Raw genomic sequence first — 21,870 nt, 5'->3', positions numbered from 1 at the left:
TTGACGGGCGCACCGTGTCCATGACGCTTTGACCCGTTCGCGATCTCGTCCAGCTCTTATCCCGCGCTGTTTTTAGAGGACGGCCCCCATGGCCCAGACCGACACCATTGCGTCCGCGCACACGATACCGCTGCTTGATCGCGGCTTCCGGCCGTTCTTCTTTGGCGCTGGGCTCTGGGCTGCGCTCGCGATCTTGATGTGGAGTGCGACGCTCGGCCATGGGCTGCAGCTGCCGACGGCGTTCGCGCCGGTGACGTGGCACGCCCATGCCATGCTGTTTGGTTTCTTGGGCGCCGCGCTGGCCGGCTTCCTGACCACGGCGGTGCCGAACTGGACCGGACGGCCGGCGCTGCGTGGGGCCCCATTGGCCGCATTGGCAGGGTTGTGGGGGCTTGGACGGGTGGCGTGCCTGACATCCGGGATCGTCGGTGCGGTGCCGGCAGCGGTCGTCGATGTCGGCTTCTTCGTTGCTCTGGGAGTCATCGTGCTGCGGGAAGTGTTGGCTGCCGGCAATCGGCGGAACCTGCTTGTGGTCGTGGGGATATCGGGCGTCGCGCTCGCCAACCTTCTGGTTCATCTGGGCCCGATTGCCGGGGTGGATCGGGGGTATGGCATCCGCCTGGGCGTGGGGATGTTCGCGCTGTTGATCGTGCTGATCGGGGGGCGGATCGTGCCGGTGTTTACCCGCAACTGGCTGCAATCGCACGGTAGTCCTCGTCTACCCGCGATGTGGGGACGCTACGACAGCCTCACGGCGCTCGCGACGGTCGTGGCCGTGCTGGCTTGGACCCTCCTGCCGGACACGCGTGTGACCGGCGGGGTGATGTTCGGCGTCGGTCTTTTAAACGCAGGCCGGGTGGCGCGCTGGTGTGCCTGGCAGGCGTGGCGGGAGCCGCTGATCCTGGTTCTGCATCTCGGTTACGCGTGGCTCGCGGCCGGATTTCTGCTGCTTGGCCTGCAGATGCTTGTACCCGGTCTACTCGGTACCAGTGCTGTGCACGCGCTGACCGCAGGCGCGATGGGAACCATGGTACTGGCCGTCATGACGCGTGCCACCCGCGGGCACACCGGCCGGGCGCTGAGCGCCGATGTGCCAACGGTTCTGCTGTTCGTTGCGCTTACCCTGGCCGTGCTGCTTCGGTTGGCCGCACCGCTCGTTCCGCAGTTGTTCCTGGTGCTGCTGGGCGCGGCGGCGCTTGCGTGGGCGGCTGCGTTCGGCGGCTTCGTGCTCTTCTATGCGCCGATGTTGTTCGGTTCCGGCAAATCGTAGCGAACTCTGAGCACCCGCCCGGGGGAGCAGAGCCGGATCAGGCGTCCCCTTTGTTGCCCAGCAATTCCTGCACGGTGCGGACCAGCGCGTCCGCATCCACCGGCTTCTGCAGGGTTGCGTCGGCGTGCAGCTTGCTGGCGATCGACAGGAGGTCAGGGCCCCGCATGGTGCCGCCGCCAGAGACCGCGACAACCGGTGTTTCGCCGCTCGTGCGCTTGATTTCGTGGATCACTTCGATGCCATCGCGTTCTGGCATCAGGATGTCGGTGATGATCAGGTCGATCTCACTGCTGCTGGCCTTTGCCAAACCATCGCGGCCGTTGACCGCGGTCACGACCTGATAGCCGGCCTCCTGCAGCACTTCCGCAAAGACGTTGCGGATGTCGGCCTGGTCATCGATGACGAGCACGGTAGCCATGTCTTCCTCCCACGCGATGTCCGGGCCTTTCGGGGCGACCGGCTCAGATGTCGTTGGTGGTCCCGCTATCGGGTAGCCAAATGTCAAAGCGACAGCCGGTTCCGGGGGTCGAGTCCAGTTCGATGTAGCCGCCCGCCTGGTGCACGATACTGTGCGCGATCGCGAGCCCAAGTCCCGTGCCTTCGCCGACCGGCTTGGTCGTGTAGAAGGGATCGAAGATCTTGTCACGTTCCGCCTCTGGGATGCCGGGCCCGTTGTCGGCGATGCTCAGCAGGGCGTACACGCCTGGTACGGTGGGAGCGGTCGCGTCCGGCTGGCCATCGATCCGTTGCCGGCTGAGTGCCACGGTGATGTGCCCGCCCTGTGACAAGGCCTGGATCGCGTTGGTGAGCAGGTTATCGAGGACCTGCATCATGTCGTTCGGATTGACCTTCACCGGTGGGGCGTCGGTGGCAAGATCCTGGGAAATCTCGATCCACTCGGGCGCATTGTCGCGCGCATTGGCGAGGGCCTGCTTGGTCACGACACTCAGATCGACGAGCTCGGTGTGGCAAGGTTCCAGGCGGGCGTACGACAGCACGTTGCGCACGACGGCACGCGCACCTTCGGCGTTGGCTTCGATCCGCTCCAGCCACTCTGCCAGCTTGGTGTTCGGATCGACGCGCGTCCGGCCCAGTTGGCTATAGCCCAGGATCGGCTGCAGGCGGTTGTTGACGTCGTGCGCCAGCCCACCGGCCAGAAAGCCGATGCTTTCCAGTTTGGCGTTCAGCAGCGCCTGCTCCTGCGCACGCTCCCGGTCGGTCACGTCGTCGATCGTGAGCAGGATCGTCTTGGTGTTGTTGCCCAGCCGATAGATCTTACGCGCGCTGAGCACGAGCGTGCGCAGGCCCCTCTTTGGCAACTCGAGTTGTAGGCGGTAGCCATCGACCCGACCGTGTACGGGCACCAGCTCGCTCAGACGTGTCTGCAGGTCGGCAATGTCCCAAAGGCCACCCTGGATCTGTGTCAGATGTTTGCCAACGACCTGCTCGGGGACGGTCTTCGTGGCCTTGTAGTATGCATGGCTGGCCATCAGGACAGTCAGTTGGTTGTCGAGCACCAGCAGCATGTCGCCGATCGTCTCCAGCACGCCGGCCATCAGCCGACGCGCCCGCTCGCTGTCGTCACGGATGCGCAGCTTGTCGGTTACGTCCTCTGCGATCACGGCGGCGCCCTCGATCCGGTCGTCTTGCGTCCGCAGCGGATGTGCCGTGACCTCAAGCTCGCGGATCGTACCGTCCGATTCCGTTAATTTGATACGCCGGTCGACCACGGTTTCACCGGCTAGTGCGCGGACAGAAGGCGTGTTTTCCGGGGTCAACGGGCCGTTGGCGTCCCAAACCGGTTTCCAGCCGTCGAGCGGGCCTTCGGAGGGGTCGACAGGAGCTGGGTCGTTCGTGAGCCGCCAGCCCTTGGCGCGATCGTTCAGGAACAAGAGACGCCCGTCACGGTCATAGAGCGCGACCCCATAAGGCGAACTCGCCAGGGTGGCGAGGGCCATCCGGCCCAGGTTGCTCGTTTCCTGACTCACGACATCCGGCTCCACATGTGTATACACGCGAAATTGCGCATCAGGGCTACCTCGTCAACTATAAAGAAATATAAAAGATGTGCACCGAGGGGGAGGGCTATTGTCCGGGGGCGGTTTTGGCGAATGAGGGGTAAGTATAATCAGAATTTGAATTCGATAATATTTTATCCTATTTATAGTTATAAATTGTTAATAAATGGCTAATGTGAAGTCGTAATGCCTTATACTGAAATATAATACATCGATTTTGTTCTGTGTGCGCACAGGTGAGAGATTCAGAGTCCTTTTGTGGCCTGGTTTCGAATTGAAGCCTTTTCGTCGTCCGAATGCCTTTGTGAGGTAGGCGTTGCCGGTTGAACGGACGACTGGGCCGGTTGAGGGGCATGGAGCGTTCGGAGCGTACGGCGCGGCTGTTCGATTTTGGCACTTGTCTGCGGGAATTGCGTGTGGCTTTGACGGGGTGTCTTGTCTCGTGTGTGCCTGGGGTGTGCAGCCGATCCAGGCAACGGGAGGTACGATGGACACGCGTAACGGAATCCAGCAGCCGATTGTCGGCTTTCACCGCGATGAAGAAGGGCATTGGGTGGCTGAATTGGCGTGCGGCCACGGTCGACACGTCCGCCATAAGCCGCCATTTCAGGAGCGGCCCTGGACCCAAAGCGAGGCGGGGCGCCAGAAGATGTTGGGCGTCTACCTCGACTGCCGCAAATGCCTGCCACCGCTTCAAGAAGACCACAGCAGGAACGATGGATAGGCGGTTATCTGCCCCCCTCCTATGAGCCCTTCGGCATCGATTAGGAGGTGCCCAGACGAGACGGCCTGGAGCGAAGGGCGATGGGTGACGCCGATTGTTCTGACCTAATCCTCGTCCTCGATCCGTTCCGACAGGTCGTCATGCAGCTGTGCAAGGGTCTGCTTGAAAGTGGACAGTTGTTCGGTCGGCAGGTTTTCGAGAGCGGCCACCAGTTCCTTGATCGGGTCCTGTTCAAGAGCCTGTTGGCCCGCCTCGGTGAGCTGGATACCGATGTTGCGGCTGGTATGCGCGCTCTGGCGGGCGAGGTAGCCGCGCTTGACCAGGGCCGATACGACCACTGAGGCAGATCCGGTCGTGGAGTGCCGGTGCCGGGCAAATGCGGTCAGACTCTCGCCTGGGTTGTTGGCGAAAAAGCGCATCGCTTGCCATTGCGCCGGGCGCAGTCCATCGCGAAAGCCAGCTCGCATGTAGAGCCGAGCCACCGCTTCGAGATCACGCGCGCAGGTTGTTATAGACAGGTCGGACTCGCTCTCAAAGTAAGTCATTAAGGTTTTTCGTCAGAAGCTGCGGAGTTTGATGTTCCAGAAGTCGATCGACAAAGAAAGAGCGCTACACGAACTGACGATATACGATGCGCTACCCCGTGACAAGTGGAGCAAAAAGGGGCGGCTCGCATAACGACGCTGTAATTCTTAGTGCAAATTCTGCGCGTTGATCGTGTCGAGAGGGGTTTGGGATGGTTAATATTGTTTCGTTTTACGATATTTCTAGGTGCAAGGCTCCAGGGAATTTTGTATCCAGGAATGCCGTAGCGCCTCTGGTTGGGTTAATGAGCCGATATTTTCAATTTTTAGCGTATTGATGCGATTTGATGGCGCCGCTCGCTCTACTAATTCTTAGTATCAATAAAATGTTCTAAGTCTATAGTTTTGCTAGGGGGCGTTGCGGTTGTCGCGGTGTGCCAGTTCAGATGCTCGGGGTACCCGCGAGACGGGTGGCGCTGTCGGGCCTTGGTAACGCGGTGTTTTGTGTCGATGGTGCGCGAAGATGCACCGTTGTTCTTAAATGGGACGACATAGGCGACCGCGCAGCTACTGGCGAACGGCCTGAAGCGCTGGCTGACTGGTCGCCGACGGGCGCTCAAGCATCGCCGGCTTCAGTCGCATGCACCGTGATTGGTGTGCCGACCTCCAGGTCGAGCACACGATCCGCGCGACCCTGGTTGACGGCGATCTCGGCCAAGCCCGAACTGTTGGTATACCACAGCGGCGTTCCGGGCTGGACGTCGGCGAAGGTATGGGCCCGCGTCACACGTTGGCGGCCCGTGAGCAACTCGGCATCGGCGGGCAGCGTGGCAGCACGCAATCCGGTCATGGCGTTGCCGTAATGATCGATGTACACCACTTCTGCCAAGTCGGGCGGCGCATCGGCGCCGATCATCCGGCCTGGCTCGATCGGGGTGCTGGACACCTGCGTGCCGCGGGCGAGGTCGGCGGCGACCGGGGCAAACAGGTCCCGTCCGTGGAACGAGGCGGACAGGCGCTCAGGGCGCCAGTCCAGCGTCCACACGCGGGCCTGCGGATCGCGCTGCGCGGCAATCGCCATCAGACCGTTATCTGGACCGACAAACCATTGCCGGTTGGCGTGGACGATCAGGGCGCCGCGATCCGATCCGACACCGGGGTCGACCACGCAGCAGAATACACTGCCTGACGGGAATTCCGGGGCAAGCGCGCTCAGCAGATATCCTGATCGCACGGGCTGGAACGATGGCAGGTCCGCCACTAGATCGAGAACGGGAATGTCGGGCGCGCGGACGCGCGCGGCAGCATGCATTTGGGCGAGGTAGGGGCCGGCTACACCAAAGTCCGTGACTGTCAGGATCATGCCACCTTTTCCCTTTACGTCACGTACGTCCAAGACGTGGGCAGAACTGTCCACAAGAATCTGGGGTACGGCTTCGGGATAGGCAAATTCCCGACTGGACAGCAAGGTGTCTACCGCATATGGTGCCCTGAATATCGTCCTGCTCTAAATATGGTTTTTTGTTAGCATAGGTTAACTATGAGCTTCGACGCGCAACACACGCCGCATCAAGGGTCGATGAACGTATGAGTTGGACCGACGAACGTATCCAAGAACTGACCCGCCTGTGGCAGGCAGGGCACAGCGCCTCGGAAATCGGCAAGCGCCTTGGGGTGTCCAAGAACTCGATCGTCGGTAAGGCGCACCGTCTCAAGCTTCCTTCGCGGCCATCGCCGATCAAGCAGCAGTCCGCCGAGGTCGCGAGTTCGGAGGCGACGTCCCAAGCCGCCCAGCCGACCCCGCGACGCGCCCAAACGACCGACCGGCAAGGTGGCAGCGATACCGGACGCGCCTCGAACGCGAGCGCCAAGGCCTCGGTCGCCCAGACCGCAAGCGCCCAAACGGCCGGTTCCAAGACGTCCGCGCCCAAATCGGTGAGCGCCGGGTCGCAGAAATCAGGTGCGCAGACAGCAACTGCGCAGACCTCGACCGGACAGACGACCAAGGCACAGCCGGCTGATTCCGCCAAGACTGCTGCCTCGAACAGCGATGGTCAGACGGCAGCCTCTGGCGGCAGGTCGGCGGCCAACGCGCGCGCATTCGGCACGTCGGCGCCTAGCGCGCGGCCCGAGGAAGCTGGCGCCGCGCAACCGCCGCAGGCGCGCGCGGCCGAGCGCCCGGTCCGACCGTCCACGCCGGCGGCCGCGGCGCAGAGTTCGGGGGAAGGGCGTGCCGCTCCTGGCGTCAAGGGCGCAGCGCCGCAAACGCCACGTGCCAACGAAGGCACGCAGAGCCGGCAGGCCTCCAGGACCTTGGCCAGCGAGGGGCGGCAGCGCTCAACGGCCGCGCCAACGGCTCAGCTAGGCAGCCAGCGGGCGCGTGTCGAACAGCGTGGCAGTTCGAGTGGGTGCTTGTGGCCGATCGGCGATCCGGGCGATGCCGATTTCCATTTCTGCGGTGCGGAACCGGTCCCGGGCAAGCCGTACTGTCAGGAACATGCCGCGCGTGCCTACATCACCCGTTCACGTGGCGAGCGGGGCGAGGAGGCCGCCTAGCGAACGGACTCCGGGGCCCACGGCCTGCGCGCGAAACAACGCTTCTGGACGGCCGCCGGGGTACCAACCCCCGGCGGCCGATTTGTTTTCTGGGCTATTCGCGGGCTTCTTGCAGCGGATCTGGACGGCAGACCCTGCGCAATTCGGGCACATCGATTCCAGCACACAGGGCCGGATCGGCGCCATTGGCGACCAGCTTGGCGAGGCAGGCATCGTCCATCGTTTCCGTCTGGATCTGCCGGCACAGGTCCGGTCGGCGGTAGACCAGCGCAAGAGTGGAGAGGCAGAGATCGACGGTCACGGTGTCCTCGCCGCCGGACAGGGGGCCGTCGACGCCGTCCGGACGTGGCCCCGGCAGCAGGCGGCACGTCGTCGCATCGCCAGCGACCACCGCGTACTTGGCGATGCAGGGCCAGCGCACATCTGGGGCGCTGGCCTGGAAACACACCGATGCGTCGCCAGCCTGAACGGCGCGGTCGGAGAAACATGCGACCCGCTGGCCGATGAAGCGCTGCCCGCTGCAGCCGCGTGGCCGTTCGGGAGCCGGCGGCTTGAGGCCGGGATGTGGCACGCTGGTCGACACAGCGGTCGCGGCATCGGAGGGGGAGGTGGTGGCGCTGTCCGCCCGGGCCGGTATCGTCGAGCCCAGAGCTGCGGCAGTTGCAACGGTGATGGCGATCAACCGAAATGCCGCGCGGGAAGGGACGCAAGGGATCACGTGGCGGGGGTCCTGGTCCCGTGGATGACGTGTCGAATGTGCTTGGTAACGGCTTCGACACGCTTTCCGGGTAATCTTAGAGCGGACCGGTTATCGCGCGGTTAAACGGCCACAGCCCCGGGCGGCGCATGCTGGTGAGCGGCGGTATGCGCAACAGTTCCTGGCAGGCTTAGAACCCGAGGGCCTGTTGCGGTGCCACGAAGTCGTAGCCGAGGTTGTCGGCGACCGCCTTATAGGTGACCTGGCCCTGGTGAACGTTCAGGCCGTTCATCAGGTGCGGGTCCTCCGCCAGCGCACGTTTCACGCCCTTGTCCGCGAGGGCCAGGACAAAGCGCATGGTGGCGTTGGTGAGCGCGAAGGTGGAGGTCCGCGCCACCGCCCCTGGCATATTGGTGACGCAGTAATGCACCACGTCGTCGACCACATAGGTCGGTTCGTCGTGGGTGGTCGGCTTGGACGTCTCGAAGCAGCCGCCCTGGTCGATCGCAACATCGACCATGACCGAGCCGGGCTTCATTTTGCGCACCATGTCATGGGTGACGAGTTTGGGCGCGGCGGCGCCAGGCACCAGCACGCAGCCGATCACCACGTCGGCCGCCTCGACCGCCTTCTCGATGTGATCGACGGTGGAGTACAGCGTGTCCAGCTCCCGGCCGAAGTAGAGGTCGACCTCGTTCAGCTTGTCGAGCGACTTGTCGATCGCGAACACCTTGGCCTGCATGCCCATCGCCATGCGCGCGGCGTTCATGCCGGACACGCCGCAGCCGAGCACCACGACGTTCGCCGGCAGCACCCCCGGGACGCCGCCCATCAGCACGCCCTTGCCGCCCTGGTTCTTTTCCAGGCCGTGCGCGGCGACCTGCGCGCTCATCCGCCCGGCGACCTCGCTCATCGGGGCCAGCAACGGCAGGCGGCCGAGTTGGTCAGTGACCGTTTCGTAGGCGATCGCGGTGCAGCCGCTGTCGACTAGGCCCTGGGTCTGCTCGGCGTCCGGGGCGAGGTGCAGGTAGGTGAACAGCACCTGGTCCTTCGACAGCTGCTTGTATTCGCTGGCCTGCGGCTCCTTCACCTTGACGATCATGTCGGCCTTGGCGAACACCTCGCTGGCGTCGCCGACGACCCGGGCGCCAGCTTCCTGGTAGTCGGCGTCGAACATGCCGATCCCGGCTCCCGCGTCGCTCTGGACGATCACCTCGTGGCCGTGGTGGATCAGTTCGCGCACGCCCGCGGGCACCAGGCCGACCCGGTACTCATGAACCTTCACCTCGCTGGGAACACCGATCAGCATGTCTTTTAATCCTTCTCCACGTCAGGAGCGTTGGGGGCTGGATGCCCGATGCCCGCGCACCGGTCGGCACGCGGGCATCGGGCGCAATCGCCGATTGGGTCGGGTCAGGGTGTGGCGTCGAGCGCTTTGCGCGTCATCTCGACCATCTGGTCGATCTGTTGCTCGGTCACAATCAGCGGCGGGGAAAGCGCCAGGATATCGCCGGTGATGCGGGTCAGCAGGCCGTCTTCCCAGGCGTTGGTGAACACCTCGTAGCCGCGCGCGCCAGGCGCGCGCGTGCGCGGCTCCAGCTCGATGCCGGCCACCAGGCCCAGGTTGCGCACGTCGATCACGTGCGGGTGATCGGCCAGGCTGTGCACCGCCTCCTGCCATTTGGGCGCCAGTTCGGCGGCGTGCTCGAACAGCCCTTCCTCCTTGTACACCTCCAGGGTGGCGAGCCCAGCGGCGCAGGCCAGCGGATGCGCCGAATAGGTATAGCCGTGGAACAGCTCAATCGTGCCGCCGGCTTGCTCCGCCTCGGCCATGAAGGTGTCGTAGATACCCTTACGACAGAACACAGCCCCCATTGGTACGGTGCCGTTGGTGATTCCCTTGGCGACCGTGATCAGATCGGGGGTCACGCCGAAGCAGTCCGTGGCGAAGCCGGTGCCGAGCCGCCCGAAGCCGGTGATCACCTCGTCGAAGATCAGGAGGATGCCGTACTTGTCGCAGATCTCGCGCAGGCGCTGCAGGTAGCCCTTGGGCGGTACCAGCACGCCGGTCGAGCCCGCCAGCGGTTCGACGATCACCGCGGCGATCGTCTCGGGCCCGTGCAGGGTGCAGATCCGCTCCAGCTCGTCCGCCAGGTGCGCGCCGTGCTCCGGCTGACCCTTGGCGAAGCGGTTCTGCTCCGGCAGATGGGTGTGCGGCAGGTGGTCGACGCCGGCGAGTAACTGGCCGAACTTGCGCCGGTTGGCGACGATGCCGCCGACCGAGATGCCGCCGAAACCGACCCCGTGGTAGCCGCGCTCCCGGCCGATCAGACGGGTGCGCTGCCCTTCGCCGCGGGCGCGGTGGTAGGCAAGCGCGATCTTCAGCGCGCTGTCGACTGCCTCGGAGCCGGAATTGGCGAAGAACACATGGTCGAATGCGCCGTCGCCCGGGGCCATGCCAATCAGCCGGTTGGCGAGCTGGAAGGCCAGCGGGTGGCTGAGCTGGAAGGCCGGTGCGTAGTCCAGCCGGGCGACCTGCTGCTGCACCGCCTCGACGATCTTCTTCCGGCCATGGCCGGCGTTGACGCACCACAGACCGGCGGTGCCGTCGAGGATCTGGCGGCCGTCGTCGCTGGTGTAGTGCATGTCCTTGGCGCCGGTGATCACCTTGGGCTTGCGCTTGAAGGCGCGGTTCCAGGTGAACGGCATCCAGAAGGACTCGAGATTGTTCGGCGTTGCCTCGAACTGGACGTCGAACTGCCCGGCGGTGTCGCCCTGCACGGCCTGGTCGCCACCGCTGGCCTGCGATCCTTCCATGGCGTTGCCTCCCTCGTCTGTGGCGTGGGGGCGGCTGCACGCCGCGGCTCTGGCGCGTTCGCGGCCGCCGTCTGCCGGCGACGATAGCACCTGCCGACGGGCGTACAACCCGCGTCTGATCGCGGGCGTGCAGGGGTCAGCCGGTCTTGCGGCCGATCAGCTCATAGAGTCCCACTGCCGCGGCGTTGGAGACGTTGAGCTCAGCCACGGGGCCCCGGGTCGGCAGACGGACCATGCTGTCGCAGGTCGCCCGCGTCTTCTGCCGCAGACCATGCCCTTCCGCGCCCAGCACCAGGCCAATCCGGTCTGTGCCCGCTTCGTCAGCCAGCGTGGACGTTGCTTCCTGCGCCAGGCCGAGCAGGCGGAAGCCATGCTGCTGCGCCGTTTCCATCGCGCGGGCCAGATTGGTGACGTGCGGGTAGGGGACGTGCTCCAGCGCGCCCGAGGCGGCTTTGGCCAGCGCGCCGGTCTCGCCGGGCGCGTTGCGCTTGGTCGTGACCACCGCGCTCGCGCCGAACGCGGCGGCGGAGCGCAGCACCGCCCCGACGTTGTGCGGATCGCTCACTTGGTCCAATAGCAGCAGCGCGGCTGGCTGATCCGTCGGTAAGCTCGCCAACAGGACGTCCAGCTCGGGTTGGTCCAGCGGGTCTGCCTGCACCGCCACTCCCTGGTGCACGGCGCTGGCCGGCAGGTATTGGGCGAAAGCGTGGCGGGCGATGATTTCGGGTTTACGGACGTCGCTGCGCGCTTCCAGCAGCTCGGCGACCTCCGCTTCCCAGGTTTCGACGTTCTCGCCCGCGATCAGCACGCGCCGGCAGCGCCGCCGCGGGTTGCCAAGCGCGGCCAGCACGGCGTGCCCGCCCCATAGCCAGACCGGGGCGTCGGGGGCTGGCGCGCGTGGGCCAGACGGGCGGTTGTCTGGTTTGCCGGCCGTGCGTTTGCGGTCGCCCTTGCCGTGTGTCGGCGCTGTGCGCTGTGCGCCGGCGTTGGGTTTGTTCGGGCGGTGGGGGCGTGGGTCGTTCTTGCGTTCTTTCGGGGCCATGCCTAATCTTCTGACGGGCCGTGCAACACGATGCAACCACGCATGCCCTGTACCCTGACAACCGGGTAGCTTCGTCGGTGGGACGGGTCGGGCGGCGTGGTGCGTCGTGCGCGGTCTTTTGGCGTTGACAGGCCACCGTGATTCGCCATAGTCACGGGCCCGAGCCGAGGGTCCGTCGCCTGGTGCCGTGCATCCGGTCGTTCGGCGCCCCGGTGGCGGTGCCCGGCCGTGAACCGCAGGTGCAGCCGCGTTCACCGCGGGTGTAGCTCAATGGTCAGAGCACCAGCCTTCCAAGCTGGGGATGTGGGTTCGATTCCCATCACCCGCTCCAACGCGGCGCACGGCAACCGGTGGCCTCGGCCGACTGGCATAGGCCTGCTGCTAGCTTAGGGCGGCTGGCTTGGGACGGATCGCGCACCCAAACCGGACGGTCGATCCCGGACGGGAAGAACAAACATCCTGTGCCTTCGGGCATAGCACATCGGAGTAGCCGGACCGTCGGCAGCCGATCACTTCAGGTCGATCGCGGGCGGAGCCCGACACCAAGAGCGCAAACGGGAACGCGAGATGGCGAAGCAAAAGTTCGAGCGCGACAAGCCGCACTGCAACATCGGTACGATCGGGCACGTTGACCACGGGAAGACGACGTTGACGGCGGCGATCACGAAGGTATTGGCGGAGCAGGGCGGTTCGCAGTACCTGGCGTACGACGCGATCGACAAGGCGCCGGAAGAGAAGCAGCGCGGGATCACGATTTCGACGGCGCACGTGGAGTACCAGACGCCGCACCGTCACTATGCGCACGTGGATTGCCCGGGTCACGCGGACTACGTGAAGAACATGATCACGGGCGCGGCGCAGATGGACGGCGCGGTGCTGGTGGTTTCCGCGGCGGACGGTCCGATGCCGCAGACGCGCGAGCACATTCTGCTGGCGCGTCAGGTCGGCGTTCCGGCGATCGTGGTGTACCTGAACAAGTGCGATCAGGTGGACGACGAGGAGCTGCTGGAGCTGGTCGAGCTGGAAGTTCGCGAGCTGCTGAACAACTACGATTTCCCGGGCGACGACATTCCGGTGATCAAGGGGTCCGCGCTGGCGGCGATCGAGGGCACCGACCAGAAGCTGGGTGCGGACAGCATCATGGAGCTGGTCGACGCGATCGATAACTACATTCCGCAGCCGGAGCGCGCGGCGGACCGTCCGTTCCTGATGCCGATCGAGGACGTGTTCTCGATTTCGGGTCGCGGCACGGTGGTGACGGGCCGCGTGGAGCAGGGCGTGATCAAGACCGGCGAAGAGGTTGAGATCGTCGGGATCAAGAAGACGCGCAAGACGGTTGTGACGGGCGTGGAGATGTTCCGCAAGCTGCTGGACAGCGGCCAGGCGGGTGACAACATCGGTGCGCTGCTGCGCGGTGTTGCGCGTGACGACGTGGAGCGCGGTCAGGTTCTGGCGAAGCCGGGGACGATCACGCCGCACACGAAGTTCACGGCGGAAGCCTACATTCTGAACAAGGATGAGGGCGGTCGTCACACGCCGTTCTTCACGAACTACCGTCCGCAGTTCTACTTCCGGACGACGGACGTGACGGGCGTGGTGACGCTGCCGGAAGGCACGGAGATGGTGATGCCGGGCGACAACGTGACGATGGACGTGGAGCTGATCCACCCGATCGCCATGGACGAGGGCCTGCGCTTCGCCATCCGCGAAGGCGGCCGCACCGTCGGCGCCGGCGTCGTGTCCAAGATCATCGAATAACCGCGGCCCACGATAGCTGTGGGCGGCGTGACGGAGGGCCTGTAGGAGTGTAGCTCAATTGGCAGAGCACCGGTCTCCAAAACCGGGGGCTGGGGGTTCGAGTCCCTCCACTCCTGCCAACACCTCCTGAGAAAGACGTTCGAAACGGCTCGGACGCTGCGGCGCCCGGAGGGCTCGACCCTTCGGGCGTTCGCGTCGTCTAAAACACCGGGACGAACCACAAGACGGATCAACAACAGGGCTCATGGGGCGCCCCGAGTGACCGCAAACGCGCGGCGACATGATCGGGACGCGCCCCAAGGACCCTGGCGGAAGCGAGATCGATGGCCACGAAGTTCAACCCCGGACAGTTCGTCCGCGAAGTCCGGCAGGAGACCGCCAAAGTCACCTGGCCGACGCGTAAGGAAACGGCGATCACCACGCTGATGGTGTTTATCTTCGTCACCCTGGCTGCGGTCTTCTTCTTCGTCGTCGATCAGGCATTGTCGACGATCGTTCAGGTCATTCTCGGGTTCGGAGGGTAAGCGCAGCGATGGCGGAACAAGCTCTGGACTCCGGTCCGCGGGCGCGCTGGTACGTGGTTCACGCCTACTCCGGCTTCGAAAAGAAGGTGGCCGAGGCGATCCAGGAGCAGGCGCAGCAAAAGGGCATGGACCACCTGTTCGAGCAGGTGCTGGTCCCCACCGAAGAGGTGGTCGAGCTCAAGCGCGGCCAGAAGGTCAGCCAGGAGCGCAAGTTCTTCCCCGGCTACGTGCTGGTGAAGATGATGATGACCGATCAGTCCTGGCACCTGGTGAAGAATACGCCCAAGGTGACCGGCTTTCTGGGTCAGCGCGGCAAGCCGTCGCCGATCTCCGAAAAGGAAGCCAGCCAGATCCTGAACCAGGTGCAGGAGGGCGTGGAGCGCCCGAAGCCGTCGGTCAGTTACGAGATCGGCGAGCAGGTGCGCGTCGTCGACGGCCCGTTCACCTCCTTCTCCGGGACGGTCGAGGACGTCGATACCGAGCGCAGCCGGGTGAAGGTCGCCGTGTCGATCTTCGGCCGCTCGACGCCGGTCGAACTGGAATTCACGCAGGTGGAAAAGCAGCAGTAGAGCTGCCATTTCATTCAAGTGTGATCGCAACATGGGCGCCGGGGTTCCCGGGACGGCCCGTGAGGCGCGGGAGGCGCTGCCATCGCCACTACCGCGCGACCCGAAAACCGCAAGACACAGGGTTAGCAGATGGCAAAAAAAGTAGTTGGATCCATTAAGCTGGAGATTCCGGCCGGCAAGGCGAACCCGTCGCCGCCGGTGGGCCCGGCGCTGGGTCAGCGCGGCTTGAACATCATGGAGTTCTGCAAGGCGTTCAACGCCGCCACGCAGGAAATCGAGCCGGGTACCCCGACGCCGGTGATCATCACCGCCTACTCCGACCGTTCGTTTACCTTCGAGACCAAGACCGCCCCGGCGGCATACTATCTCAAGCGGGCGGCCAAGGTTAACAAGGGCGCCAAGACCGCGAAGCGCGAGACCGTCGGTAAGGTCACGCTGGACCAAGTGCGCGAGATCGCCGAGGCGAAGTTCAAGGACCTGAACGCCTACGACATCGAGACGGCGATGGAGAGCATCAAGGGCTCGGCACGGTCCATGGGCATCGAGGTCACGGAGTAGCACGATGGCACGACGCGGCAAGAAAATCACCGACGCCTACAAGGGCCTGGACCGCAGTCGCGCGTTCGCTCTTGAGGAGGCGATCAAGACGATCCGCGAGCGCTCGATCGCCAGCTTCGACGAGACGTTCGAGATCGCGATGAACCTGGGCCTGAACCCGCGGCACGCGGACCAGACCCTGCGCGGCGCGGTTACGCTGCCGCACGGCACCGGCAAGGCGGTGCGCGTGGCGGTGTTCGCCCGCGGCGACAAGGCGCAGGCCGCTCAGGACGCCGGCGCCGATCTGGTCGGTGCGGAAGACCTGGCCGAGCAGATCCAGAACGGCGAGATGAACTTCGAGCGGGCGATCGCCACGCCGGACATGATGCCGATCGTGGGCCGGCTGGGTAAGATCCTGGGCCCGCGCGGGCTGATGCCGAACCCGAAGCTGGGCACCGTGACCAACGACGTCGCCGAGGCGGTCAAGGCCGCCAAGGGCGGCCAGGTGACCTTCCGCGCCGAGCGCGCGGGCCTGGTGCACGCGGGTATCGGCAAGGCCAGCTTCGACGATCAGCAGCTCGCCGAGAACGCCCGCGCGTTCTATGACGCGATCGTGAAGAACAAGCCCTCGGGCGCGAAGGGGCAGTACATCAAGAAGGTCTCGATGTCCTCCACGATGAGCCCGGGCCTGAAGCTGGACGTGGCCACCCTGCAGCTGCAGGACTAGCCGCGCGCCAGTGCGTGAGACCGATTCAAGGTGGTGGCGTGCGATCGCCACCCCCTTGATCGCGGTGCGGGCGCGGCGTTAAGCGTCGCGGCCGACACCTTGACGGGTGGTCGTACGATCCCTCCGGGCAACCGGGGCGGGTAGGGCGGCCACCGACCTGTCCGAGACTGCAGGTGCGGAAAACTCTGGTTTCCGCTTAAGTCCATTCGACGGGGCCTGCATAGACAGGAAGCAAGAAGGTTCGCGCGTACGTCGCGGCCGAGACGGGCAACCGGTCGGCAGCGGCACGCACGGGCTTGAGCTTCCGGGACAGGCGAACCGGGCATCCGGGGCGCCAGCGACGTTGGGTGATCCCGGATGACCTCGTGCAAACGCCGGAGCCGGCGTTTCGCCATCTCCAGGTGGCCGCAATCCTAGGACGCGGCGGCTTGGGCGGCGGAAACCGGCTTGGCCAAGAGGGAACGGAGAGAAGATCCGTGGACCGTGCAGAGAAACAGCAACTGGTCTCCGATCTGCATCAGACGTTCCAGGACGTGTCCACCGTCGTGGTGACCCGGCCGAACGGCCTCACCGTGGCGGAGGTCAGCGACCTGCGGCGCCAGATGTATGACGCGGGGGCGAAGTACAAGGTTGCGAAGAACACCCTTGCACGGCTCGCCCTGGACGGCACGCAGTTCGAGGGGCTGTTGCCGATGATGGAAGGTCAGACCGCGCTTGCGTGGTCGGAAGACCCCGTCTCGGCCGCCAAGATCGTCGTCGAGTATGCCAACAAGAACAAGAAGTTGGAGATTCTCGGCGGGGCCTATGGCGAGAAGGTGCTGGACGCCGATGGCGTCGAGAACCTGGCGAAGACCCCGAGCCTGGACGAATCCCGCGCCAAGATCGTGGGCCTGCTGCAGACGCCGGCGCAGCGCGTCGTCACCGTCACGCAGGCACCCGCCAGTCAGATCGCGCGGGTTCTCAGCGCTTACGCCGAAAAGGACGAGGCCGCGTAAGGGCGGTCGATCACCCGATACATCACGAAGCTCAAGCCTAACTGGAGATAGAAATGGCCGATCTGGACAAGCTCGTCGACGAGCTTTCGAACCTCACCGTCATGGAGGCCGCCGAGCTCTCCAAGAAGCTCGAGGAGCACTGGGGCGTCAGTGCTGCGGCGCCGGTCGCGGCGGCCGGCGGCGGTGGCGGCGAGGCTGCCGCGCCCGCGGAAGAGAAGACCGAATTCGATGTCGTTCTGACCAACCCGGGCGACAAGAAGATCAACGTCATTAAGGAGGTGCGCGGCATCACCGGTCTTGGCCTGAAGGAGGCCAAGGAGATGGTCGAGAACGTCCCGAAGGCGCTGAAGGAAGGCGTCGACAAGGACGAAGCCGAGCAGATCAAGAAGAAGATCGAGGATGCCGGCGGCACCGTGGAGCTGAAGTAAGCTGACGGTTCTAACCGCTCACGCCAAATCGGTGCGGCGCGCGGCCCCTTTGGGCGGCGCGCCGCTTCGATGCGTTCGGCAGCGACAGGCGTCCGGCGGGCGACCCGGCGAAGGGTCGTGCGCGCGGGCGCTGTCGTCGCTCCGGCGCCGGGCGTTCAGGGGTGTGGGCGTTGGCAGCCGCTTCCTTCACCGGCGTGAGGCGCGCGCCGGTGTAGGAAGCGGCGCGACGCGTGGGGGCGGGGCCGCCACCGACTCCGCGTGTAACGCGCATCCCCGTGGCACGACACCAACGGTTTAGGGCGTAGATGTAACAACTTTATTGATGCGCACACGGGACTGAGACGCGCCCGCCCCGTCGCCCACACGCCGCCGGGGCCTTGACGCGGGCGCGACAGCAGCACGATCCACCCGATTTCGCTGGTCGGGGATGCCAGGCCCCCGGTTCAGGGGCCGGCGGAGGTGGGTGGAGCCGAACACAGAGGACGAGATATGGCGCAGCAGACGTTCACCGGTCGCAAGCGGATTCGCAAGACCTTCGGGAAGATCCCCGAGGTCACCACCATGCCTAACCTGATCGAGACGCAGAAGCAGTCCTACGATCAGTTGCTGCAGAAAGACATGGCGCACGAGGAGCGTCGTGAGGTCGGTCTGCAGGAGGTTTACAAGTCGATCTTCCCGATCCGTGACTTTTCCGACCGGGCGGAGCTGCAGTACGTCCGCTACGAACTGGAAGAGCCGAAGTACGACGTCGAGGAGTGCCAGCAGCGCGGCATGACCTATGCCTCGCCGGCGCGGGTCACGCTGCGGCTGGTCGTCTGGGATGTCGACGAGGACACCGGCGCCAAGTCGGTGCGCGACATCAAGGAGCAGGACGTCTACATGGGCGACATGCCGCTGATGACCGAACACGGTACGTTCATCATCAACGGCACCGAGCGCGTCATCGTCTCCCAGATGCACCGTAGCCCGGGCGTGTTCTTCGACCACGATCGCGGCAAGACGCACTCCAGCGGCAAGTACCTGTTCGCCGCGCGGGTGATCCCGTACCGCGGCTCCTGGCTGGACTTCGAGTTCGACGCCAAGGATCTGGTGCACGTGCGCGTCGATCGCCGGCGCAAGCTGCCCGCGACCACGCTGCTGATGGCCCTCGACAGCGCGGAGACGGCGAAGCTGCGCGCCGAGCGTGAGGCCGAGGGCGGCACCCTGGAGCCGCACGAGGCCGAGGGCATGAGTCCGGAAGAGATCCTGGCGTACTTCTACGACCGGATCGACTACAAGAAGGACAAGCACGGCTGGCGGACCAAGTTCGACCCGCAGGCGATGCGCGGCGTCAAGCTGTCGCACGACCTGGTCAACGCCGCCACCGGCGAGACGCTGGTCGAGGCGGGCGAGAAGATCACCCCGCGCAAGGCGCGTAAGCTGGTCGAGGAGCACGGCCTGGACGAGCACGTCGTGCCGGCCGAGCAGTTGGTCGGCCGTTATGTGGCCACCGACGTGATCAACGAGGAGACCGGCGAGGTCATCTGCGAGGCCGGTGAGGAAATCTCCGAGCATATGCTCGAGCAGTTCGATCAGATCGGCATCACGCAGGTGCCGACGCTCGCGATCGACCACGTGTCGGTCGGGCCCTACCTGCGCAATTCGCTGATGATCGACAAGAACACCAGCCGCGAGGACGCGCTGATCGACATCTACCGCGTGATGCGTCCGGGTGAGCCGCCGACACTGGAATCCGCGGAGCAGATGTTCAACAGCCTGTTCTTCGACGGCGACCGCTACGATCTGTCGTCGGTCGGCCGCGTCAAGATGAACGGGCGCATGGGCTTCGAGACCGACGATCAGCTGCGCACGCTGCGCAAGGAGGACATCCTCGCGATCGTCAAGGAGCTGTGCGAGCTGAAGGACGGCCGTGGCGAGATCGACGACATCGACCACCTGGGCAACCGCCGCGTGCGCTCGGTCGGCGAGCTGATGGAAAACCAGTACCGCGTCGGCCTGCTGCGCATGGAGCGTGCAATCCGCGAGCGGATGAGCTCGGTCGAGATCGACAGCGTCATGCCGCATGACCTGATCAACGCCAAGCCGGCGGCGGCCGCGGTGCGCGAGTTCTTCGGCAGTTCGCAGCTGTCGCAGTTCATGGACCAGACCAACCCGCTGTCGGAGATCACCCACAAGCGTCGCCTGTCGGCGCTTGGCCCGGGCGGTCTGACGCGCGAGCGCGCCGGTTTCGAGGTGCGCGACGTGCACCCGACCCACTACGGCCGGATCTGCCCGATCGAGACGCCTGAGGGGCCGAACATCGGCCTGATCAACTCGCTGGCGACCTACGCGCGGGTGAACAAGTACGGCTTCATCGAAAGCCCGTACCGCAAGGTCAAGGACGGCGTGGTCACCGACGAGGTGGTTTACCTCTCCGCGATGGACGAGGTGCGCTACACCGTCGCCCAGGCGAACGCCGAGGTCGACGAGGACGGCAAGCTGTCGGACGACCTGATCTCCTGCCGCCGCGGCGGGGAGTACCTGCTCGCCCGTCCCGAGGAGATCGAATACAAGGACGTTTCGCCCAAGCAGATCGTCTCGGTCGCCGCGGCGCTGATCCCGTTCCTGGAGAACGACGACGCCAACCGCGCGCTGATGGGCTCCAACATGATGCGCCAGGCGGTGCCGCTGGTGCAGTCGGAGGCGCCGCTGGTCGGCACCGGCATCGAGGACAAGGTGGCGCAGGACTCCGGCGTGGCGATCTCCGCCAAGCGGGGTGGCGTGGTCGACCAGGTCGACGCCACCCGCGTGGTGATCCGCGTCACCGACGCGACCTCGTCCGGTGAGCAGGCGGTGGACATCTACAACCTGCGGAAGTTCCAGCGTTCCAACCAGAATACCTCGATCACCCAACGCCCGCTGGTGCGCGTCGGCGAGGAAATCGCCGCCGGCGACATCATCGCGGACGGTCCCTCGACCAACCGGGGTGAACTGGCGATCGGGCGTAACGTGCTGTGCGCCTTCATGCCGTGGATGGGCTACAACTTCGAGGACTCCATCCTGATCTCCGAGCGCATCGTGCGCGACGACGTCTTCACCTCGATCCACATCGAGGAGTTCGAGGTGATGGCCCGCGACACCAAGCTGGGCCAGGAGGAGATCACCCGCGACATCCCGAACGTCGGCGAGGACGCGCTGCGCAACCTCGACGAGGCGGGCATCGTCTACATCGGGGCCGAGGTGAACGCGGGCGACATCCTGATCGGCAAGGTCACGCCGAAGGGCGAAAGCCCGATGACGCCGGAGGAAAAGCTGCTCCGCGCGATCTTCGGCGAGAAGGCCTCCGACGTGCGCGATACCTCCCTGCGCGTGCCGCCGGGCGTGTGGGGCACGGTCGTCGAGGTGCGCGTGTTCTCCCGCCGCGGCGTGGAGAAGGACGAGCGTGCGCTGGCGATCGAGCGCGCCGAGATCGAGCGTCTGGCCAAGGACCGCGATGACGAGAAGGCGATCCTGGAGCGCTCCTTCTACGGGCGCCTGAAGGACCTGCTGCTAGGCCAGACGGTCAGCTCCGGCCCGAAGGGCATGAAGGGCGATCAGGAGGTCACCGAACAGCTGCTGTCCGACTACACGCCGGGGCAGTGGCGCCAGATCAGCGTCAAGGACGACAAGGTCCAGGGCGAGATCGAGGATCTGAACCGCCAGTTTGACGAGGCCATCGAGGCGCTGACCAAGCGTTTCGAGAACAAGGTCGACAAGCTGCAGCGCGGCGACGAGCTGCCGCCGGGCGTGATGAAGATGGTCAAGGTCTTCGTCGCGACCAAGCGCAAGCTGCAGCCGGGCGACAAGATGGCCGGCCGGCACGGCAACAAGGGTGTGATCTCCCGGATCGTGCCGATCGAGGACATGCCGCACACGGAAGACGGCGACCCGGTCGACATCGTTCTGAACCCGCTGGGCGTGCCCTCGCGCATGAACGTCGGGCAGATCCTGGAGACGCACCTCGGCTGGGCCGCCGCCGGGCTGGGCAAGCAGCTGAACGACATGGTCTCGACCGCGCGCAAGAACGGCGTGAGCGAGCTGCGTGGCAAGCTGCAGCAGATCTACGGCGAGGAGAGCTACAGCAAGGAGATCGCGCCGCTCGATGACGAGAACGTGGTCGACTTCGCCGAAAGCCTGAAGGGCGGCGTGCCGATGGCCACCCCGGTGTTCGACGGTGCCAAGGAAGACGAGATCGTCGACCTCCTGGAGGCCGCGGGGCTGGACCGTTCCGGCCAGGTTACGCTGATCGACGGGCGCAGCGGCGAGCCGTTCCACCGGTCGGTCACGGTGGGCTACATCTATATGCTGAAGCTCCACCACCTGGTCGATGACAAGATCCACGCCCGGTCGATCGGCCCCTACAGCCTGGTCACGCAGCAGCCGCTGGGCGGCAAGGCGCAGTTCGGCGGCCAGCGCTTCGGCGAGATGGAGGTCTGGGCGCTGGAGGCTTACGGCGCGGCCTATACGCTGCAGGAGATGCTGACGGTGAAGTCGGACGACGTGTCCGGCCGCACCAAGGTCTACGAGGCGATCGTCAAGGGCGACGACAACTTCGAGGCCGGCATCCCCGAGTCCTTCAACGTGCTGGTGAAGGAGCTGCGCTCGCTGGGGCTGAACGTGGAGATGAAGCAGAGCGAGCCGTAAGCCGTGCAACGGCCATAGGCTT

The 21,870-nt window shown here is 65.2% G+C and carries 19 protein-coding genes and 2 tRNA genes; 13 read left to right on the top strand and 8 right to left on the bottom strand.

Features of this window, described 5'->3' with window-relative positions:
- Window positions 1-88 precede the first annotated feature (88 nt).
- Window positions 89-1,270 (top strand): NnrS family protein, encoded by a 1,182-nt coding sequence (locus RHOSA_RS0115680; RefSeq protein ID WP_051432208.1) that lies wholly within the window; start codon window positions 89-91, stop codon window positions 1,268-1,270.
- 37 nt (window positions 1,271-1,307) lie between these two features.
- On the opposite strand, the gene RHOSA_RS0115675 is transcribed toward RHOSA_RS0115680, so the two are convergent.
- On the bottom strand, window positions 1,308-1,688 hold the full coding sequence (locus tag RHOSA_RS0115675) for a response regulator (RefSeq protein WP_027289424.1): 381 nt from the start codon (window positions 1,686-1,688) through the stop codon (window positions 1,308-1,310).
- A 43-nt stretch (window positions 1,689-1,731) separates the two neighbouring features.
- Window positions 1,732-3,258 carry a PAS domain-containing sensor histidine kinase gene (locus RHOSA_RS0115670; RefSeq protein ID WP_156092764.1) on the bottom strand — a complete coding sequence of 509 codons (1,527 nt, stop codon included), beginning with the start codon at window positions 3,256-3,258 and terminating at the stop codon, window positions 1,732-1,734.
- A gap of 517 nt (window positions 3,259-3,775) precedes the next feature.
- On the opposite strand from RHOSA_RS0115670, the gene RHOSA_RS24850 reads away from it, so the two are divergent.
- Window positions 3,776-4,012, top strand: a complete 237-nt coding sequence (locus RHOSA_RS24850; RefSeq protein WP_200371971.1) for a DUF3565 domain-containing protein — start codon at window positions 3,776-3,778, stop codon at window positions 4,010-4,012.
- 104 nt (window positions 4,013-4,116) lie between these two features.
- Here the strand turns inward: RHOSA_RS24850 and RHOSA_RS0115665 are convergent, their stop codons facing one another.
- Together RHOSA_RS0115665 and RHOSA_RS0115660 are read right to left on the bottom strand one after the other, a co-directional pair.
- Window positions 4,117-4,557, bottom strand: a complete 441-nt coding sequence (locus tag RHOSA_RS0115665) for a MarR family winged helix-turn-helix transcriptional regulator (RefSeq protein ID WP_156092762.1) — start codon at window positions 4,555-4,557, stop codon at window positions 4,117-4,119.
- Window positions 4,558-5,152: 595 nt separating this feature from the next.
- Window positions 5,153-5,899, bottom strand: a complete 747-nt coding sequence (locus tag RHOSA_RS0115660; RefSeq protein ID WP_027289421.1) for an SAM hydrolase/SAM-dependent halogenase family protein — start codon at window positions 5,897-5,899, stop codon at window positions 5,153-5,155.
- A gap of 224 nt (window positions 5,900-6,123) precedes the next feature.
- Between RHOSA_RS0115660 and RHOSA_RS0115655 the strand changes: the two genes are divergently transcribed.
- Window positions 6,124-7,092 (top strand): GcrA family cell cycle regulator, encoded by a 969-nt coding sequence (locus RHOSA_RS0115655; RefSeq protein ID WP_027289420.1) that lies wholly within the window; start codon window positions 6,124-6,126, stop codon window positions 7,090-7,092.
- A gap of 94 nt (window positions 7,093-7,186) precedes the next feature.
- Here RHOSA_RS0115655 and RHOSA_RS24420 read toward each other — a convergent pair whose 3' ends face one another.
- The 4 genes from RHOSA_RS24420 to rlmB form a co-directional block, all read right to left on the bottom strand.
- On the bottom strand, window positions 7,187-7,774 hold the full coding sequence (locus tag RHOSA_RS24420; protein WP_027289419.1) for a hypothetical protein: 588 nt from the start codon (window positions 7,772-7,774) through the stop codon (window positions 7,187-7,189).
- A gap of 205 nt (window positions 7,775-7,979) precedes the next feature.
- The gene (gene ald / locus RHOSA_RS0115645; protein ID WP_027289418.1) at window positions 7,980-9,098 is read right to left on the bottom strand and encodes an alanine dehydrogenase; all 1,119 of its coding nucleotides are present in this window, start codon (window positions 9,096-9,098) and stop codon (window positions 7,980-7,982) included.
- 104 nt (window positions 9,099-9,202) lie between these two features.
- Window positions 9,203-10,606, bottom strand: a complete 1,404-nt coding sequence (gene aptA, locus RHOSA_RS0115640) for an omega-aminotransferase AptA (RefSeq protein ID WP_081728765.1) — start codon at window positions 10,604-10,606, stop codon at window positions 9,203-9,205.
- 136 nt (window positions 10,607-10,742) lie between these two features.
- A complete protein-coding gene (gene rlmB, locus RHOSA_RS22935; protein ID WP_051432207.1) occupies window positions 10,743-11,648 on the bottom strand; it encodes a 23S rRNA (guanosine(2251)-2'-O)-methyltransferase RlmB in 906 nt (301 codons plus the stop codon).
- 256 nt (window positions 11,649-11,904) lie between these two features.
- Here rlmB and RHOSA_RS0115630 point away from each other — a divergent pair.
- From RHOSA_RS0115630 to rpoB, 10 genes are all read left to right on the top strand, one after another.
- Window positions 11,905-11,979: transfer RNA gene (locus RHOSA_RS0115630), tRNA-Gly, on the top strand.
- A 236-nt stretch (window positions 11,980-12,215) separates the two neighbouring features.
- The gene (tuf, locus tag RHOSA_RS0115625; protein WP_027289405.1) at window positions 12,216-13,406 is read left to right on the top strand and encodes an elongation factor Tu; all 1,191 of its coding nucleotides are present in this window, start codon (window positions 12,216-12,218) and stop codon (window positions 13,404-13,406) included.
- A 43-nt stretch (window positions 13,407-13,449) separates the two neighbouring features.
- A tRNA-Trp gene (locus RHOSA_RS0115620) sits at window positions 13,450-13,525 on the top strand.
- A 204-nt stretch (window positions 13,526-13,729) separates the two neighbouring features.
- Entirely contained in the window at window positions 13,730-13,930 is a 201-nt protein-coding gene (gene secE / locus RHOSA_RS0115615) for a preprotein translocase subunit SecE (protein WP_027289416.1), read from the top strand.
- 8 nt (window positions 13,931-13,938) lie between these two features.
- Window positions 13,939-14,499, top strand: coding sequence for a transcription termination/antitermination protein NusG (gene nusG, locus RHOSA_RS0115610; RefSeq protein WP_051432206.1), 561 nt, complete (start codon window positions 13,939-13,941; stop codon window positions 14,497-14,499).
- Window positions 14,500-14,628: 129 nt separating this feature from the next.
- Window positions 14,629-15,057 (top strand): 50S ribosomal protein L11, encoded by a 429-nt coding sequence (gene rplK, locus RHOSA_RS0115605; protein WP_027289414.1) that lies wholly within the window; start codon window positions 14,629-14,631, stop codon window positions 15,055-15,057.
- Between the two features lie 4 nt (window positions 15,058-15,061).
- Window positions 15,062-15,763 (top strand): 50S ribosomal protein L1, encoded by a 702-nt coding sequence (gene rplA / locus RHOSA_RS0115600; RefSeq protein WP_027289413.1) that lies wholly within the window; start codon window positions 15,062-15,064, stop codon window positions 15,761-15,763.
- A 476-nt stretch (window positions 15,764-16,239) separates the two neighbouring features.
- Window positions 16,240-16,758 (top strand): 50S ribosomal protein L10, encoded by a 519-nt coding sequence (rplJ, locus tag RHOSA_RS0115595; protein WP_027289412.1) that lies wholly within the window; start codon window positions 16,240-16,242, stop codon window positions 16,756-16,758.
- A gap of 53 nt (window positions 16,759-16,811) precedes the next feature.
- Complete coding sequence (gene rplL / locus RHOSA_RS0115590) at window positions 16,812-17,186, top strand: 50S ribosomal protein L7/L12 (RefSeq protein WP_027289411.1); 375 nt, start codon at window positions 16,812-16,814, stop codon at window positions 17,184-17,186.
- 489 nt (window positions 17,187-17,675) lie between these two features.
- Entirely contained in the window at window positions 17,676-21,848 is a 4,173-nt protein-coding gene (gene rpoB, locus RHOSA_RS0115585) for a DNA-directed RNA polymerase subunit beta (protein WP_027289410.1), read from the top strand.
- Window positions 21,849-21,870: the final 22 nt, after the last annotated feature.

Source organism: Rhodovibrio salinarum DSM 9154 (genome assembly GCF_000515255.1).
Lineage (GTDB): Bacteria > Pseudomonadota > Alphaproteobacteria > Kiloniellales > Rhodovibrionaceae > Rhodovibrio > Rhodovibrio salinarum.
Note: the sequence above shows the minus strand (reverse complement) of the source record. Positions and strands in the feature narration are given on the sequence as shown.

Bases quoted from the DNA above. Each gene is read 5' to 3' on its own strand.
- RHOSA_RS0115680 (WP_051432208.1), top strand. From the start codon at position 89: ATGGCCCAGACCGACACCATTGCGTCCGCGCACACGATACCGCTGCTT.
- RHOSA_RS0115675 (WP_027289424.1), bottom strand. From the start codon at position 1,688: ATGGCTACCGTGCTCGTCATCGATGACCAGGCCGACATCCGCAACGTC.
- RHOSA_RS24850 (WP_200371971.1), top strand. From the start codon at position 3,776: ATGGACACGCGTAACGGAATCCAGCAGCCGATTGTCGGCTTTCACCGC.
- RHOSA_RS0115665 (WP_156092762.1), bottom strand. From the start codon at position 4,557: ATGACTTACTTTGAGAGCGAGTCCGACCTGTCTATAACAACCTGCGCG.
- RHOSA_RS0115660 (WP_027289421.1), bottom strand. From the start codon at position 5,899: ATGATCCTGACAGTCACGGACTTTGGTGTAGCCGGCCCCTACCTCGCC.
- RHOSA_RS0115655 (WP_027289420.1), top strand. From the start codon at position 6,124: ATGAGTTGGACCGACGAACGTATCCAAGAACTGACCCGCCTGTGGCAG.
- ald (WP_027289418.1), bottom strand. From the start codon at position 9,098: ATGCTGATCGGTGTTCCCAGCGAGGTGAAGGTTCATGAGTACCGGGTC.
- aptA (WP_081728765.1), bottom strand. From the start codon at position 10,606: ATGGAAGGATCGCAGGCCAGCGGTGGCGACCAGGCCGTGCAGGGCGAC.
- rlmB (WP_051432207.1), bottom strand. From the start codon at position 11,648: ATGGCCCCGAAAGAACGCAAGAACGACCCACGCCCCCACCGCCCGAAC.
- tuf (WP_027289405.1), top strand. From the start codon at position 12,216: ATGGCGAAGCAAAAGTTCGAGCGCGACAAGCCGCACTGCAACATCGGT.
- secE (WP_027289416.1), top strand. From the start codon at position 13,730: ATGGCCACGAAGTTCAACCCCGGACAGTTCGTCCGCGAAGTCCGGCAG.
- nusG (WP_051432206.1), top strand. From the start codon at position 13,939: ATGGCGGAACAAGCTCTGGACTCCGGTCCGCGGGCGCGCTGGTACGTG.
- rplK (WP_027289414.1), top strand. From the start codon at position 14,629: ATGGCAAAAAAAGTAGTTGGATCCATTAAGCTGGAGATTCCGGCCGGC.
- rplA (WP_027289413.1), top strand. From the start codon at position 15,062: ATGGCACGACGCGGCAAGAAAATCACCGACGCCTACAAGGGCCTGGAC.
- rplL (WP_027289411.1), top strand. From the start codon at position 16,812: ATGGCCGATCTGGACAAGCTCGTCGACGAGCTTTCGAACCTCACCGTC.
- rpoB (WP_027289410.1), top strand. From the start codon at position 17,676: ATGGCGCAGCAGACGTTCACCGGTCGCAAGCGGATTCGCAAGACCTTC.